Genomic DNA, 14,161 nt, shown 5'->3' with positions numbered 1-14,161 from the left:
TCCCACAGGCCTTTTTTTATATGAATGAACCCATATCGTCTGGGATGTGGAGATTGGGCGGATTCTCGCCCGAAAACAGCAGGAATCAACATGAGCGAAAGCTTCGCAGAACTTTTTGAAGAAAGCCTTAAGTCCCTCGACATGCAGCCGGGTGCCATCATCACCGGTCTGGTGGTCGACATCGACGGTGACTGGGTCACTGTACATGCCGGTCTGAAATCCGAGGGCGTCATCCCGGTCGAGCAGTTCTACAACGAGCAGGGCGAGCTGACCATCAAGGTGGGTGACGAGGTCCACGTTGCGCTGGACGCGGTTGAAGATGGCTTTGGTGAAACCAAGCTGTCCCGTGAGAAGGCCAAGCGCGCGGAATCCTGGATTGTTCTGGAAGCGGCTTTCGCTGCAGAAGAAGTGGTCAAGGGCGTCATCAACGGCAAGGTCAAGGGTGGCTTCACCGTCGACGTCAACGGCATCCGTGCGTTCCTGCCGGGCTCTCTGGTCGATGTGCGTCCGGTGCGCGATACCGCTCACCTGGAAGGCAAAGAACTCGAGTTCAAGGTCATCAAGCTGGACCAGAAGCGCAACAACGTTGTCGTTTCTCGCCGCAGTGTCCTGGAAGCCGAGAACAGTGCCGAGCGTGAAGCTCTGCTGGAATCCCTGCAGGAAGGTCAGCAGGTCAAGGGTATCGTCAAGAACCTCACCGACTACGGTGCGTTCGTTGATCTGGGCGGCGTCGATGGTCTGTTGCACATCACCGACATGGCCTGGAAGCGTATCAAGCATCCGTCGGAAATCGTCAATGTTGGCGACGAGATCGACGTCAAGGTGCTGAAGTTCGATCGCGAGCGCAACCGCGTATCGCTGGGTCTGAAGCAGCTGGGCGAAGACCCATGGGTTGCCATCAAGGCACGCTACCCGGAAGGCACCCGTGTCACTGCTCGCGTGACCAATCTGACCGACTACGGCTGCTTCGCCGAGCTGGAAGAAGGCGTCGAGGGTCTGGTGCACGTGTCCGAAATGGACTGGACCAACAAGAACATCCACCCGTCCAAGGTCGTTCAGGTCGGCGACGAAGTGGAAGTCATGGTTCTGGATATCGACGAAGAGCGTCGTCGCATCTCCCTGGGCATCAAGCAGTGCAAGTCCAACCCGTGGGAAGACTTCTCCAGCCAGTTCAACAAGGGCGACCGTATCTCCGGCACCATCAAGTCGATCACCGATTTCGGTATCTTCATCGGTCTGGACGGCGGCATCGACGGTCTGGTTCACCTGTCCGACATCTCCTGGAACGAGCCGGGTGAAGAGGCCGTTCGCCGCTTCAAGAAGGGCGACGAGCTGGACACCGTCATTCTGTCGGTCGACCCGGAGCGCGAGCGTATCTCCCTGGGCATCAAGCAGCTGGAAGACGATCCGTTCTCCAACTACGCCGCTGTGAATGACAAGGGCAGCATCGTTCGCGGTACCGTGAAAGAAGTTGACGCCAAAGGCGCCATCATCGATCTGGGCAACGACATCGAAGCGACCCTGAAGGCGTCCGAAATCAGCCGTGACCGCGTTGAAGATGCGCGTAACGTGCTGAAGGAAGGCGACGAAGTCGAAGCCAAGATCATCAGCATCGACCGCAAGTCCCGCGTGATCAGCCTGTCCATCAAGTCCAAAGACGTCGAAGACGAAAAGGACGCGATGAAAGAGCTGCGCACCAAGCAGGAAGTTGAAAGCACCGGCCCGACCACCATCGGTGATCTGATCCGTGCTCAGATGGAAAACCAGAATTAAGATTCGGGTTTACCCATGAAAAAAAGGGCGACTTCGGTCGCCCTTTTTTGTGTTCGCAATTCGGCGGCAGGATCTTAAGCCGCTGCCAGTTTCAAACGTGCAGTTCAGTGCGCTTTGTGTCCGCGAACCGCTAACGCGTGGTTGACTTGCAGCCAGTTCTCTACTGCGTCTTCGCCAATCTCAGCGAATACCTTCTCCAGTAGGCGCACCTGTTCTCTACGAAGCTGCTGTTCCAGCTTGGCCCCCTCCATCGTGAAGCGGAGCATGCGTTTTCGCTTATCGTCTTCGGCAGGAAGACTTTCCACCAGGTGCATCTCGATTAGCTGGCGCAGGGGGATGTTGAGTGCTTGCTTGCTGACGCCGAGGTAGCCGAGCAGCTCCTTTACGCTCAGGTTGGGGTAGCTGCCAATGAAGAAGAGAATTCGGTGATGTACACGCGAAAGGCCACGGCGTGCAAGTATCTCGTCAGGCTTGGCGGTGAAGGCTTGGTATCCCAGGAAAAAGGTTTCCATCGTCTGCCGCTGGACAGAGCTTTTTTTTAGGTCAGGCATATTGACGTATTTGTCGTGGCGGGCGTAATTTTAGTCAAGCAGTTTGACTCATTTTTACCGCCTCCGCATCTGGTACTCAAATGGCCTTCTCCGAACGCATCGACCGCCTGAAAAGCTCGCTTATCCGTGAAATCCTGGCTGCCGCGCAGCGACCGGAAGTAATGTCCTTTGCTGGCGGGTTGCCTGCTGAGCCGATGTTGCCGAAGGTTGATTGGACGGAGATGCCGGCGAGCATGGGGCAGTACGGCATGAGCGAGGGCGAACCGGCACTGCGAGAAATGATCGCGGCGCAAGCGCGGGCACTTGGCGTGCCGTGCGAAGCGAGTCAGGTGTTGATCGTCAGCGGTTCTCAGCAGACGTTGGATCTGGCATCGAAGTTGTTCATCGATCCCGGCACCGAGGTGCTGGTCGAGGCGCCTACTTATCTTGCCGCGCTGCAGGCCTTTCAGCTATTCGGAGCTCACTGTCTTGCGGTCCCTCAGGAAGCCGATGGGCCGGAGTTGGCGGCACTGCGGCAGCGCCTTGAACGGCACAGACCCGCGTTCGCCTACCTGATTCCGACCTTCCAGAATCCTTCTGCCGTGCGCTACAGCGAGGCCAAGCGTGAGGCGGTTGCAGCTTTGCTGGATGAGTTCGGAGTGACGCTGATCGAGGATGAGCCTTACCGCGAGTTGGTATTCGACCAAGGCAGCGCGAAGCCCATCGTAAGCCGGCTGCAGAAGGCGAGCTGGATCTATACCGGCACGGTCTCGAAGACGCTGTTGCCCGGTCTTCGGGTTGGCTACCTGATCGCCACTCCCGATCTGTTTCCGTATTTGTTGCGACTGAAACAGTCAGCGGATCTGCACACCAACCGAATCGGACAGTGGCAGGCTCTGCAATGGCTGGGTAGCCAGCAGTACAGTGATCATCTGGCCGAGTTGCGGGACTTCTATCGCTTGCGCCGCGATGCGATGCAGGCTGCACTGCTCGAACACTTCGCCGATCTGGCGACGTGGGAGGTGCCGGAGGGCGGCTTGTTCTTCTGGCTTGCGCTCAAGCAGCCACTGGATACTCGCACATTGCTCAAGCCCGCCCTCGCTCAAGATGTGGTGTTCATGCCAGGCGAGCCATTCTTCATCGAGCCCGATCAGCACCTGGGGTACTTGCGGCTGAACTTTAGCCACGTGGCACCGGAGCGGCTAGGCGAGGGGTTGCGCCGATTGGCGGGGGTGATTCGCGATGCGGTGGCTGCCGAACAAGCTGCCTGAGGTTTGCTGGCGCGGTTCTGGGGGAGAGGCATGTACAAGGTTTATGGCGATTACCGGTCCGGCAACTGCTACAAGATCAAGCTGATGTTGCATCTGCTCGATCAGCCGTATGAATGGGTGCCGGTCAACATCCTGCGCGGTGAAACGCGTTCGGAAGAGTTTCTCAAGAAGAACCCCAACGGCAAGATTCCCGTGCTCGAGTTAGAGGATGGGTCCTGCCTGTGGGAATCCAATGCGATCCTGAATTATCTGGCCGAGGGTAGCGAGTTCCTGCCAAGTGACCCGCGTCTGCGTACTCAGGTGCTGCAATGGCAATTTTTCGAGCAGTACAGCCACGAGCCTTTCCTTGCGGTGGCACGTTACATCAAGGTCTACCTTGGTATGCCGGAAGACCGTCGCGAGGAGTACGAAGCCAAGCAGCTGGATGGCTATCACGCGCTTAACGTGATGGAGCAGCAGTTGTTGCGCACGCCCTATCTGGTCGGCGATCGCTACTCGATCGCGGATGTTGCGCTCTACGCCTATACCCATGTGGCGGAAGAGGGGGGCTTTGATCTTTCCGGCTACCCGGCAATTCGTGCGTGGTTGCAGCGGGTCGCCAGTCATCCACGGCACGTGGGAATGTTTGACTGAACAGTCGGACTATCGCGCCAGCTTCGGAGAAACGTGATTGCGGCAGGCGAAAGAGGGAGCGCGAGGTCCGCGCCCCCTAAGTCTTGAGCTGAATCTCGGGTGACTTATTTGACCAGGCCGAGAAACTCGGCGCGGGTCGCGGCGTTCTCACGGAATTGACCGAGCATCACTGAGGTCACCATCGATGAGTTCTGCTTCTCGACCCCGCGCATCATCATGCACATGTGCTGGGCCTCTATAACCACCGCTACCCCCGCGGCGCCGGTTACCTGCTGAACGGCCTCAGCGATTTCCCGGGTCAGGTTTTCCTGGATCTGTAGGCGTCGTGCGTACATGTCGACAATCCTCGCCACCTTGGAAAGCCCCAGCACCTTGCCGTTGGGCAGGTAGGCGACATGGGCCTTCCCGATGAAGGGCAGAATGTGGTGTTCGCACAGCGAATACAGTTCGATGTTCTTCACCAGCACCATCTCGCTGTTATCGGAGCTGAACAGCGCATCGTTGGTGACTTCTTCGAGTGTCTGCTGATAGCCCTTGCACAGGTACTGCATGGCTTTGGCGGCGCGCTTGGGCGTGTCGAGCAAACCTTCGCGGGTAACGTCTTCGCCCAGTTGGGCAAGGATCTCGGTGTAGTGTTGTTCCAGGGACATTGAACTACCTGTCAGGCTGCATGGGAGCGCGAACGCGAAAGGGTAGGCGGCAGCCGTTCGGCTGGCAAGTGCTAAGCAGGGCGGCCTGGCTGAATACCGGGCTGTATACCGTTGTGGCGATAGGTGTTATTCATCTCGCCCTTCCAGCATCGTGCGTTTGAGCATCACGTAAACCGCGCCCGCTCCGCCATGTCGCGGTACGCAGGAGGTGAAGCCGAGCACCTGAGGGTGCTGACGCAGCCAGGTGTTGACGTGACTCTTGATCAACGGTCGCTTGCCATCGAGGCGCGCGGCCTTGCCATGCGTAACCCGTACGCAGCGAATCTCGTACTTGATGGCCTCGGCGATGAAATCCCAGAGCTGTTCACGTGCCTTTTCTACCGAAAGACCGTGCAGATCAAGGCTGCCTTCGAAGGGGATCTGTCCGGCTTTCAGTTTGCGTATCTGCGCATCCTGGACGCCATCCCGAGCCCAATAGAGTTCGTCCTCAGCGCCAACGTCGATGACGAACTGATCGGACAGGCCGTCGACGCGGGTTTGTTCGCTGCTTACCTGGGCATTCGCGCGTCGCTTATCGATCAGCTCACGATTGCCACGGGGTTTTCCAGTGTCGGCACGGTCGTGCTTGATGGGCTTTACGCCCTGCACCGCGGATTGAAAAAGGGAAAAGTCGTCGTCTTGCATAGGACCTCCAGCAGCGCGCCAGTTTAACCCAAGCGCGATATGGTGACCCACTTGGAACGTCATGACGCGGGAAAGCGGTCTATGAGGCTAGTCACGCCGTTTCATCAGTTTCGGCGAAAGACTGAGATCGCTGGATTGACGAACTCGACGACGACACCAGCGCCAAACAATGGCGCCGCTCCCGAGCAAGAGTAGGCCAAGCACCAAGGCCGCGGTCGCAGCATCTTCCGCGGCCAATGCGCCAAGCGCTTCGCCGCGGCCGAAAAGGGAAACCAGCCCAGCGATAAAAAGCAGCATCCCTCCGACGAACAGAACGGCACCGATCACCGAGCCAAGGCGCAGGGGCCAACTTCTGTACTCTTGGGAACGCAGACGGCGAGCATTGAAACCATCGGAACGCTTCATTGCGGTTACCTCTCGATGAACAGGGCTGTGACTGGCAGGCCCCGGTCAGGTTCATTCGGCTGGCAAGGCACCGCTGGCGGCGAGGCTTAGCGGGTTAGTGCCTCGACATTGGGTACGCAGACGGCGAAATTGTCCGCCAGTATGGTCATTTCCATGCGATGCACCTGCTCGGCGTCCACCGTGCCATCGCCCATCGGCAGATTGCGTGTCGCGCAAGCGCTGTCTACCAAGGTGCAGCGATAGCCATAGTCCTTGGCCGCGCGAACAGTAGTGCTGATGCTGGAGTGCGTCATGAACCCGCACACGATGATGTCTAGCCGGCCGTGCTTCTGCAGTAGCTCATGGAGGTCCGTACCGGCGAAGGCGTTGGGCAGACGCTTGGCGACCACCGCTTCACCCGGTAGCGGCGCGGCTTCGGGCATGATCTGGCCGCGGAAACCCTGTGGATCGAACAGCCCTCCGGTGATCCCCAAATGATGAACATGTACGATCGGTGCGCCGGCTTCCCGCGCGGCGGCCAGGAGACGGGTGATCTGCGGAAGTGCGGTAGGCAGCGCTGGCAACGCCAGGACGCCGCTGCGGTATTCCTCTTGAGCGTCGATGACCAGCAGAGTGGCGTTTGCCAGTGTTGCGGGTGCGTAGCTGCGGCCACTGAGTTGAAGCATGGTCTGTGGCTTGGTCATTACCGACTCCTTTTGAATGGGGGGCTGATTGTGGCGCCAGACTTGAGCAATGTGAACCGTCTTGGCCGAACGTCACCGCTTGGCCGCGACAGCGTCTCGGCGCTTTATCAGGGTCCGCTGCTTTGGTTTTCTGCTGTTCATCTTGCAGGTAAGCGGTCGCAAGGGTACTGCGCCGGCGCTCGTTTGTGCTGAAATCAATATGCGCATTTACAGATCGATAGCAGCTGATCTCGGCGATTTCGCATCGCTGCGGCAGAAAGTTCTGCCGAGGTTTGACAGCTCGTTCGACGCTGCCGACTCCGCTCGCAGCTGTATACGCACGCTGTTAAACTCCCGCGCCTTTTACCGGAGACGCTGTCATGACCGCTTCGCCTTCCCGCTTGCGCACTCTGCGTGACTACATTCGTTGGGCTGTCAGCCAGTTTCACGGTGCGCACCTGTTCTTCGGTCATGGTACGGACAATGCCTGGGACGAGGCCCGGCAGCTGGTGCTTGGCGCCTTGCATCTGCCGTGGGAAATGTCCGACAGCTACCTCGACTGCCGCCTCGAGGATGACGAGTGCGAGCAGCTGCAGACGTTACTGCGCCGACGCATCGAGGAGCGAGTGCCAACGGCATACCTGCTTGGCGAGGCCTGGTTCTGCGGTCTGCCATTTATCGTCGACGAGCGTGTGCTGATCCCGCGGTCACCGATTGCCGAGCTGATCGAGCAACGCTTTCGTCCCTGGTTGCCGAAGGACCCGGCGCGGATTCTCGACCTATGCACCGGCTCCGGCTGCATCGGCATCGCCTGCGCATACGAGTTTCTCGACGCCGAAGTGGTGCTTGCCGATCTGTCATTCGATGCGCTGGAAGTGGCCAATTGCAACATCGAACAGCATGGGCTGGAGGAGCGCGTCTATACCGTGCAGAGCGACGGTTTCGACGGCCTGCCCGGGCAGCGCTTCGATCTGATCATCTCCAATCCGCCGTACGTCGACGCCGAAGATTTCGCTGATATGCCTGAGGAATACTATCACGAGCCGGCGCTGGGGCTGGCTTGCGGCGATGATGGCCTGGATCTGGTGCGGCGCATGCTCGCCGAGGCGGCCGACCATCTCACCGAGCACGGCACGCTGATCGTCGAAGTGGGCAACAGCCAGGCGCATGTCGAGGCGTTGTATCCAGAAGTGGAGTTCACCTGGCTGGAGTTCGCCAAAGGGGGGCATGGCGTATTCCTGCTGGCTGCCAAGCAGTGTCGCGAGCATCAGGCGCTGTTCCGCGAGCGGATGCAGCGCTGCTGAGGTCGGTGCTGCTTGGATAGACGTTAGCGAGTCGCCATCCAGATCAGCAGACCGGCCTGGAACAGTGCGAAAGCGATCAGGCAGACGATGGTGAAGCGCAGCGCGCCGTCCTCGCGACGCAGACGACTCATCCGTTCCTGCATTTCACGAATGCGATTGTCCTGTTCGAGCAAGTTGCGATCAGCCTGCTCGAGCATTGCTGCAGCGTCGAGCAACTCGATGATCTGTACCTTCTCTTCGTTCCAGTCTGCACGCAGGGCACTGACCCGCGGGGCTCCATAGCTCGCTTTTCCCGAGGCCTGCGCGTAATCGATATCGAAGCCCTGCGTCCGTAGGCAGTGGTCGCGTCGTAGTTGCGCGTCGTCGCTGGATACGTCCCTTGGCAGCGAGCCCCCCTCGACCAGGTAATGCGACCAGCGCTTCTGTGCCCAGGCGATGCCCTGGGCGAGCAAGAAGCGTCCGAGCCCGCGGTTGGCCGGCTCGATATTCAGGCCGGAGTCCGGGCCGAAGCGCAGTTCCTTGCTGCGATGATCCGCCCAGACTTCCAGAAGGTTGTGTTTCCTGGAGCGGGCCTGTCCCGGCAGGTGGATGTGCAGTCGCAGCAAGCTTTGCTCCGGGCTATGGCGTTCGACCTGAGCCAGTTCTACGAAGCGCAATGGCCGAGCGCCGCCATCTCGCTCGGTAGGTAACGGTGCCAGGCGCAGCAGGCGAAATCGTTCAGGCAACAGATCCGCCCAGGGATGCTGTGGCGGAGGCGGAGTGTCTTGTGCGTTGGGGTCGGTCATCTGCGCGTTCCTTGGCCATGCGCACGGCTTGGGCGCTAGCTTCCTGCCGTGTCACGCGTGATATCGGCGGCGCGATGCCTAACTAGAGGGTGGCAGAACGCCATTGCTGATCAGGAAGTCGCGAATGTTCATGAGCAGCGGCTGGGCGATTGGCAAGCCCGGATCATCGTAGGACGCTAATGGTTGGCGGGTGTTCGCCGGCACGATGCGCAGGATGTGATTCATTCCGCCGACCAGCGCAAGGACTGCGTCGGGCTTGGCGCGTTTGAGCGCCTGAGCATCCTCGATGCCGACCTGAATGTCCTCGGTACCCTGAGCGATCAGCGCCGGCACGCCAGCAGCAGCGAAGGCGTCCGCCGGATTCTGGCGAAACAGCGAAATCAGATAGGGCTGCACACTGGGTCGGAACAGCACGTGCAGCGGTTCGGGTACCTGCGCATGGAGGCGACCGGCCTGGAGCTCGTCAAGCAGGAAATGGCTGCTGGCGAGCAGTGCGGGAGGAAGCCGGCCTTGCAGCTGTTCGCGCAGAACATCGGCGATGGGCCGGCCGCTGCCGGCGATGCTCACCAGCGCCACGGCCCCGGACTGCGGTGCTGCGAGGCTGGCGATCAGCGCACCTTCGCTATGACCGATGAGGATCAGCTTACCGAAGCGCGAGTCGCGCTTGAGTTTCGCGCTCCAGGCCAGTGCATCGCTGACATAGGCCTCGACGCTCAGATCGCGCTCGTCCGGTGCGGCGGCGAGGCTTGCGCCCACACCGCGCTTGTCGTAGCGCAAGCTGGCTACGCCCAGTTTTGCCAGGCCCTGGGCTAGACGCTTGAGGCTGTCGTTGGGCCCTGCAGGATTGTTGCCGTCACGGTCGGTGGGGCCTGAGCCGGCGATCAAAAGCGCCACCGGTACCGGCTGGTTGCTTTTCGGCAACAGCAGGCTGCCTTGCAGTACGCCGTTGCCGGTGTCCAGATTGAGGGCCTGGGTGAGGAGAGTCTGGGCCTGAGCGAACGGGGTGGGCATGATCAATAGCAGCAGTATCAGCAGGGCGCGCATGGATGGGTTCGCTGGGCACAAAGGCGTTTGGATGCGGTGATGCCGGCAAGGTTCGCCGTCGCGCCAGTATGCTCTGCCGCCAGGGGCGATGAAACCAGGCGCGGCTCAGGTATACTTCCGGCCCCTGTTTTTCGGTCGATCGCGGAGCGTCCTGCATGTCCGGCAATACCTACGGCAAGCTGTTCACCGTCACCACCGCCGGCGAAAGCCATGGTCCTGCGCTGGTGGCCATCGTCGATGGCTGCCCACCCGGGCTGGAGCTGACGCTGGAAGACCTGCAGCGCGACCTCGACCGTCGCAAGCCCGGCACCAGCCGACATACCACGCAGCGCCAGGAAGCCGACGAGGTGGAAATCCTCTCCGGCGTGTTCGAGGGCAAAACCACCGGTTGCCCGATCGGCCTCTTGATCCGCAACACTGACCAGAAGTCCAAGGACTACTCGGCCATCAAGGACCTGTTCCGTCCGGCCCACGCCGACTACACCTACCATCATAAGTACGGCTTGCGCGACTACCGCGGCGGCGGCCGCAGTTCGGCGCGCGAGACCGCCATGCGCGTCGCCGCCGGTGCCATCGCCAAGAAGTACCTGGCGACCCTGGGCATCCAGGTGCGCGGCTACATGAGTCAGCTCGGCCCGATCGAGATTCCGTTCAAGACCTGGGACAGCGTCGAGCAGAACGCCTTCTTCAGCTCTGACCCGGACAAGGTGCCGGAGCTGGAGGCCTACATGGACCAGCTGCGCCGTGACCAGGATTCGGTGGGCGCAAAGATCACCGTGGTCGCCGAGGGCGTGCCGCCGGGCCTCGGCGAGCCGATCTTCGACCGACTGGACGCCGAGCTGGCCCACGCGTTGATGAGCATCAACGCGGTCAAGGGTGTCGAGATCGGCGCCGGTTTCGCCTCGGTGGCCCAGCGCGGCACCGAGCACCGCGACGAGCTGACCCCGCAGGGCTTTCTGTCCAATAACGCGGGCGGCATTCTCGGCGGCATCTCCAGCGGCCAGCCGATCGTCGCCCACTTGGCGCTCAAGCCGACCTCGAGCATCACCACCCCCGGTCGCTCCATCGATGTGAACGGCGAAGCGGTGGATGTCATTACCAAGGGCCGTCACGACCCCTGTGTCGGCATCCGCGCGACGCCGATCGCCGAGGCGATGATGGCTATCGTGCTGCTGGACCACCTGTTGCGTCACCGCGCGCAGAATGCCGATGTACGGGTAACTACTCCGGTGTTGCCACAACTGTGAGGGCGGACGTGCGTCGGATGCTGGCGTTGACCGCTTTCCGGCAGGCGTCACCTCGCGTTCAGGCGGCGTGATGCCGCCAGCGTTGCCTTACTGGCGCCTGTCTGGCTTTTACCTGTTCTATTTTGGTCTGCTGGGTGCGACTGCGCCGTTTCTCGGTCTGTATTTCGAGCACTTGGGCTTCTCGCCGGCGCGCATCGGTGAGCTGGTGGCGATACCCATGCTGATGCGCTGCATCGCGCCCAATCTCTGGGGCTGGCTCGGCGACGTGACCGGGCAGCGCCTACGTATCGTACGACTGGGTGCGCTGTGCACACTGCTGTCGTTCAGTCTGATTCTCATCGACAAGAGCTATGCCTGGCTCGCGCTGGTGATGGCCTTGCATGCGTTCTTCTGGCATGCGGTTCTGCCGCAGTTCGAGGTGATCACCCTGGCGCATCTGCGCGAGCAGCCGGCGCGCTACAGTCAGATTCGTCTGTGGGGCAGCATCGGCTTCATTCTCGCCGTGGTCGGTCTGGGGCTGGCGTTCGAGGGGCTGGGTCTGGATGTTTATCCGCTGGTGGTACTGGCAATCATGACTGGTATCGTCGTCAGCAGCCTGTGGGTGCCGAACGCCGAGCCTGCCCACCGGGAGCTGACGGAGCAGGGCGGCTTCCTGCGCCAGCTGTGCCGGCCCGGCGTTCTAGCGTTCTACCTCAGCGTGGGACTGATGCAGCTCTCCCACGGGCCCTACTACACCTTTCTAAGCATCCATCTGGAAGCGTTGGGTTATGCCCGCAGTACCATCGGCCTGCTCTGGGCGCTGGGTGTAGTGGCGGAAATTCTGCTGTTTCTGGGAATGGCGCGCCTATTGGAGCGCTTCACGCTGCGCCAGGTACTGGCTGCAAGTTTTCTGTTGGCCGCGTTGCGCTGGCTCATCTTGGGCGGGCTGGCGGATCATCTGGCATTGCTGCTGATTGCCCAGCTGATGCACGCCGCGACGTTCGGTAGCTTTCATGCTGCAGCCATCCACTTCGTCCAGCGCAGCTTCGGCTCTCGCCAGCAGGGCCAGGGGCAGGCTTTGTATGCCACCTTGGCCGGCGTCGGCGGAGCGCTGGGTGCGTTGTATTCCGGTTACAGCTGGAGCAGCCTCGGTCCGCAGTGGACCTTCGCCATCGCCAGCCTGGCGGCTCTGGCTGCAGCCGTTATCATTGCTTTCCGTTTGCAGGAGGACCGGCATGACTGCCACGCGTGAACATCTGGCCCAGGCGATCATTGACGCTGGGCGCTTTCTCTACGGTCGTGGCTGGTCGCCGGCCACCAGTAGCAACTACTCCGCCCGACTGACCAGCGCCGAGGTGCTGCTCACCGTGTCCGGCAAGCACAAGGGTGAGTTGGGGCGCGACGATCTGCTCGCCGTCGACATGGATGGCAACAGTCTGGAGGAGGGCAAGAAGCCCTCCGCCGAAACGCTGCTACACACCCAGCTCTACCGCTGGAAGCCAGAGATCGGCGCAGTACTGCACACCCACTCAGTCAACGCCACGGTGCTCTCGCGCCTGACTTTGGGCGATTCATTGGTGTTTGCCGACTACGAACTGCAGAAGGCTTTCAGCGGCATCTCGAGTCATGAAGCACAAGTGCTGATACCGATCTTCGACAACGATCAGGACATCGGCCGCCTGGCAGCGAAGGTGCAACCCTGGCTTGACGAACATCCGGACTGTGTCGGCTACCTGATCCGCGGCCACGGTCTGTACACCTGGGGAGAGAAGATGAGCGATGCGCTGCGGCAGATCGAGGCGTTTGAGTTCCTCTTTGATTGCGAACTGAAGATGCGTGCCCTGCAAACCAAATAAATTCCTGCCGTTGCCGGCAACCGACCGGCTAAAAGACTTTCGGAGAGCCGAACATGAGTGTCCTCAGCGTTTACCACGAGAATCGTCCCGAACAGCCGCTCAAGGTGCTGACCCATATCGAAGACATCGCCGCGACCCTGGGCGATGTTGGTGTACGTCTGGAGCGCTGGGAAGCCAGTGCGCCGATCGCCGCTGGCGCGAGTCAGGACGAGGTCATCGCGGCCTATCGACCGCAGATCGACAAGCTGATGGCCGAGCGCGGCTATGTCACGGTCGATGTCATCAGCCTGACCAGCGACCATCCGCAGAAGGCCGAGCTGCGCGCTAAGTTCCTCGACGAGCACCGTCACGCTGAAGACGAGGTCCGCTTCTTCGTCGCCGGTCGCGGGCTGTTCACCCTGCACATCGACGATATGGTCTATGCCGTGCTGTGCGAAAAGAACGATCTGATCTCGGTACCGGCCGGTACTCGCCACTGGTTCGACATGGGCGAGAATCCGCATTTCGTCGCTATCCGGATGTTCAACAACCCGGAAGGCTGGGTTGCGCAGTTCACCGGCGAGCGCATTGCAGACCAGTTCCCCCGGTTGGAGGACTGAGGATGCCAATCAAAGCCATCCTTACTGACATCGAGGGCACCACCAGTGCGGTGAGTTTCGTCTTCGACGTGCTGTTTCCGTATGCCCGCGAACATCTGCCGCAGTACGTCCGCAGCCATGCCGATGAACCCGCAGTGGCGGCCCAGATCGAAGCGGTGCGCAGTGAAAGTGGCGAAGCCGACGCAGATGTCGAACGGGTGATCGATATCCTGCTCGACTGGATCGCCAGCGACCGCAAGGCCACCTCGCTCAAAGCACTGCAGGGTATGGTCTGGGCCGAAGGCTATCGGGCCGGGCAACTGAAGGGGCACGTCTATCCGGATGCGGTGGCGGCGCTGAAACGCTGGAAGCAGCTCGGTTTCGACCTGTACGTTTATTCGTCGGGTTCGATCCAGGCGCAGAAGCTGATTTTCGGTTGCTCGGAGGCGGGCGACCTGACCCCGCTGTTTTCCGGCTACTTCGATACCACCAGCGGGCACAAGCGCGAGGCGGATTCCTACCGGCGCATCGCTGCCGCGATCGGCCTCCCGGCCGAGCAGGTGCTGTTTCTCTCCGACGTGGTCGAGGAACTCGATGCGGCGCGGCAGGCCGGTATGCGCACCTTCGGCCTGGCGCGGCACGGTGGCGCGCTTGATGGTCACACGACCGTTTCCAGCTTCGCCGCGATCGAGCCGGCGCAGCTCTGACCGCACTGCACTGAACCCTGCCGGCGCGGGGGCATCCTAAGTACGTACCTATC

At 60.9% G+C, this 14,161-nt stretch carries 16 protein-coding genes; 9 read left to right on the top strand and 7 right to left on the bottom strand.

Going from position 1 to position 14,161, the window contains the following annotated elements; all coding sequences use genetic code 11:
* Nucleotides 1-90 precede the first annotated feature (90 nt).
* Nucleotides 91-1,773, top strand: a complete 1,683-nt coding sequence (gene rpsA, locus N8H22_RS06575) for a 30S ribosomal protein S1 (protein WP_264589809.1) — start codon at nucleotides 91-93, stop codon at nucleotides 1,771-1,773.
* A 104-nt stretch (nucleotides 1,774-1,877) separates the two neighbouring features.
* Here rpsA and N8H22_RS06570 read toward each other — a convergent pair whose 3' ends face one another.
* Complete coding sequence (locus N8H22_RS06570) at nucleotides 1,878-2,324, bottom strand: MarR family transcriptional regulator (protein WP_264589808.1); 447 nt, start codon at nucleotides 2,322-2,324, stop codon at nucleotides 1,878-1,880.
* Between the two features lie 80 nt (nucleotides 2,325-2,404).
* Between N8H22_RS06570 and N8H22_RS06565 the strand changes: the two genes are divergently transcribed.
* Entirely contained in the window at nucleotides 2,405-3,574 is a 1,170-nt protein-coding gene (locus tag N8H22_RS06565) for a PLP-dependent aminotransferase family protein (RefSeq protein WP_264589807.1), read from the top strand.
* 30 nt (nucleotides 3,575-3,604) lie between these two features.
* Nucleotides 3,605-4,207, top strand: coding sequence for a glutathione S-transferase family protein (locus tag N8H22_RS06560; RefSeq protein WP_264589806.1), 603 nt, complete (start codon nucleotides 3,605-3,607; stop codon nucleotides 4,205-4,207).
* Nucleotides 4,208-4,311: 104 nt separating this feature from the next.
* On the opposite strand, the gene folE is transcribed toward N8H22_RS06560, so the two are convergent.
* The 4 genes from folE to N8H22_RS06540 form a co-directional block, all read right to left on the bottom strand.
* Entirely contained in the window at nucleotides 4,312-4,857 is a 546-nt protein-coding gene (gene folE, locus N8H22_RS06555; protein WP_264589805.1) for a GTP cyclohydrolase I FolE, read from the bottom strand.
* A gap of 126 nt (nucleotides 4,858-4,983) precedes the next feature.
* Nucleotides 4,984-5,541 (bottom strand): Smr/MutS family protein, encoded by a 558-nt coding sequence (locus N8H22_RS06550; RefSeq protein ID WP_264589804.1) that lies wholly within the window; start codon nucleotides 5,539-5,541, stop codon nucleotides 4,984-4,986.
* A gap of 87 nt (nucleotides 5,542-5,628) precedes the next feature.
* Nucleotides 5,629-5,946 carry a hypothetical protein gene (locus N8H22_RS06545; RefSeq protein ID WP_264589803.1) on the bottom strand — a complete coding sequence of 106 codons (318 nt, stop codon included), beginning with the start codon at nucleotides 5,944-5,946 and terminating at the stop codon, nucleotides 5,629-5,631.
* A gap of 86 nt (nucleotides 5,947-6,032) precedes the next feature.
* Entirely contained in the window at nucleotides 6,033-6,629 is a 597-nt protein-coding gene (locus N8H22_RS06540; RefSeq protein ID WP_264589802.1) for a cysteine hydrolase family protein, read from the bottom strand.
* 359 nt (nucleotides 6,630-6,988) lie between these two features.
* Between N8H22_RS06540 and prmB the strand changes: the two genes are divergently transcribed.
* Nucleotides 6,989-7,912 (top strand): 50S ribosomal protein L3 N(5)-glutamine methyltransferase, encoded by a 924-nt coding sequence (gene prmB / locus N8H22_RS06535; protein WP_264589801.1) that lies wholly within the window; start codon nucleotides 6,989-6,991, stop codon nucleotides 7,910-7,912.
* Between the two features lie 23 nt (nucleotides 7,913-7,935).
* Here prmB and N8H22_RS06530 read toward each other — a convergent pair whose 3' ends face one another.
* Nucleotides 7,936-8,697: a hypothetical protein gene (locus N8H22_RS06530; RefSeq protein ID WP_264589800.1), complete on the bottom strand. Its 762-nt coding sequence runs from the start codon at nucleotides 8,695-8,697 to the stop codon at nucleotides 7,936-7,938.
* Between the two features lie 78 nt (nucleotides 8,698-8,775).
* Nucleotides 8,776-9,741, bottom strand: a complete 966-nt coding sequence (locus tag N8H22_RS06525) for an alpha/beta hydrolase (protein WP_264589799.1) — start codon at nucleotides 9,739-9,741, stop codon at nucleotides 8,776-8,778.
* Nucleotides 9,742-9,896: 155 nt separating this feature from the next.
* Between N8H22_RS06525 and aroC the strand changes: the two genes are divergently transcribed.
* The 5 genes from aroC (at nucleotide 9,897) to mtnC (ending at nucleotide 14,108) form a co-directional block, all read left to right on the top strand.
* Entirely contained in the window at nucleotides 9,897-10,988 is a 1,092-nt protein-coding gene (gene aroC / locus N8H22_RS06520; RefSeq protein WP_264589798.1) for a chorismate synthase, read from the top strand.
* A 70-nt stretch (nucleotides 10,989-11,058) separates the two neighbouring features.
* Nucleotides 11,059-12,219: an MFS transporter gene (locus N8H22_RS06515; protein ID WP_264589797.1), complete on the top strand. Its 1,161-nt coding sequence runs from the start codon at nucleotides 11,059-11,061 to the stop codon at nucleotides 12,217-12,219.
* Nucleotides 12,203-12,823 (top strand): methylthioribulose 1-phosphate dehydratase, encoded by a 621-nt coding sequence (locus N8H22_RS06510; RefSeq protein ID WP_264589796.1) that lies wholly within the window; start codon nucleotides 12,203-12,205, stop codon nucleotides 12,821-12,823. The genes N8H22_RS06515 and N8H22_RS06510 overlap by 17 nt, the downstream gene beginning before the upstream one ends.
* A gap of 53 nt (nucleotides 12,824-12,876) precedes the next feature.
* A complete protein-coding gene (locus N8H22_RS06505) occupies nucleotides 12,877-13,422 on the top strand; it encodes an acireductone dioxygenase (protein ID WP_264589795.1) in 546 nt (181 codons plus the stop codon).
* Between the two features lie 2 nt (nucleotides 13,423-13,424).
* Nucleotides 13,425-14,108 carry an acireductone synthase gene (mtnC, locus tag N8H22_RS06500; RefSeq protein WP_264589794.1) on the top strand — a complete coding sequence of 228 codons (684 nt, stop codon included), beginning with the start codon at nucleotides 13,425-13,427 and terminating at the stop codon, nucleotides 14,106-14,108.
* Nucleotides 14,109-14,161 lie beyond the last annotated feature (53 nt).

It is taken from the genome of Stutzerimonas sp. S1 (assembly GCF_025966695.1).
Lineage (GTDB): Bacteria > Pseudomonadota > Gammaproteobacteria > Pseudomonadales > Pseudomonadaceae > Stutzerimonas.
Note: the sequence above shows the minus strand (reverse complement) of the source record. Positions and strands in the feature narration are given on the sequence as shown.

Bases quoted from the DNA above. Each gene is read 5' to 3' on its own strand.
- N8H22_RS06540 (WP_264589802.1), bottom strand. From the start codon at position 6,629: ATGACCAAGCCACAGACCATGCTTCAACTCAGTGGCCGCAGCTACGCA.
- prmB (WP_264589801.1), top strand. From the start codon at position 6,989: ATGACCGCTTCGCCTTCCCGCTTGCGCACTCTGCGTGACTACATTCGT.
- N8H22_RS06505 (WP_264589795.1), top strand. From the start codon at position 12,877: ATGAGTGTCCTCAGCGTTTACCACGAGAATCGTCCCGAACAGCCGCTC.
- N8H22_RS06525 (WP_264589799.1), bottom strand. From the start codon at position 9,741: ATGCGCGCCCTGCTGATACTGCTGCTATTGATCATGCCCACCCCGTTC.
- N8H22_RS06570 (WP_264589808.1), bottom strand. From the start codon at position 2,324: ATGCCTGACCTAAAAAAAAGCTCTGTCCAGCGGCAGACGATGGAAACC.
- N8H22_RS06560 (WP_264589806.1), top strand. From the start codon at position 3,605: ATGTACAAGGTTTATGGCGATTACCGGTCCGGCAACTGCTACAAGATC.
- N8H22_RS06565 (WP_264589807.1), top strand. From the start codon at position 2,405: ATGGCCTTCTCCGAACGCATCGACCGCCTGAAAAGCTCGCTTATCCGT.
- N8H22_RS06515 (WP_264589797.1), top strand. From the start codon at position 11,059: ATGCCGCCAGCGTTGCCTTACTGGCGCCTGTCTGGCTTTTACCTGTTC.
- rpsA (WP_264589809.1), top strand. From the start codon at position 91: ATGAGCGAAAGCTTCGCAGAACTTTTTGAAGAAAGCCTTAAGTCCCTC.
- N8H22_RS06510 (WP_264589796.1), top strand. From the start codon at position 12,203: ATGACTGCCACGCGTGAACATCTGGCCCAGGCGATCATTGACGCTGGG.
- aroC (WP_264589798.1), top strand. From the start codon at position 9,897: ATGTCCGGCAATACCTACGGCAAGCTGTTCACCGTCACCACCGCCGGC.
- mtnC (WP_264589794.1), top strand. From the start codon at position 13,425: ATGCCAATCAAAGCCATCCTTACTGACATCGAGGGCACCACCAGTGCG.
- folE (WP_264589805.1), bottom strand. From the start codon at position 4,857: ATGTCCCTGGAACAACACTACACCGAGATCCTTGCCCAACTGGGCGAA.
- N8H22_RS06530 (WP_264589800.1), bottom strand. From the start codon at position 8,697: ATGACCGACCCCAACGCACAAGACACTCCGCCTCCGCCACAGCATCCC.
- N8H22_RS06550 (WP_264589804.1), bottom strand. From the start codon at position 5,541: ATGCAAGACGACGACTTTTCCCTTTTTCAATCCGCGGTGCAGGGCGTA.
- N8H22_RS06545 (WP_264589803.1), bottom strand. From the start codon at position 5,946: ATGAAGCGTTCCGATGGTTTCAATGCTCGCCGTCTGCGTTCCCAAGAG.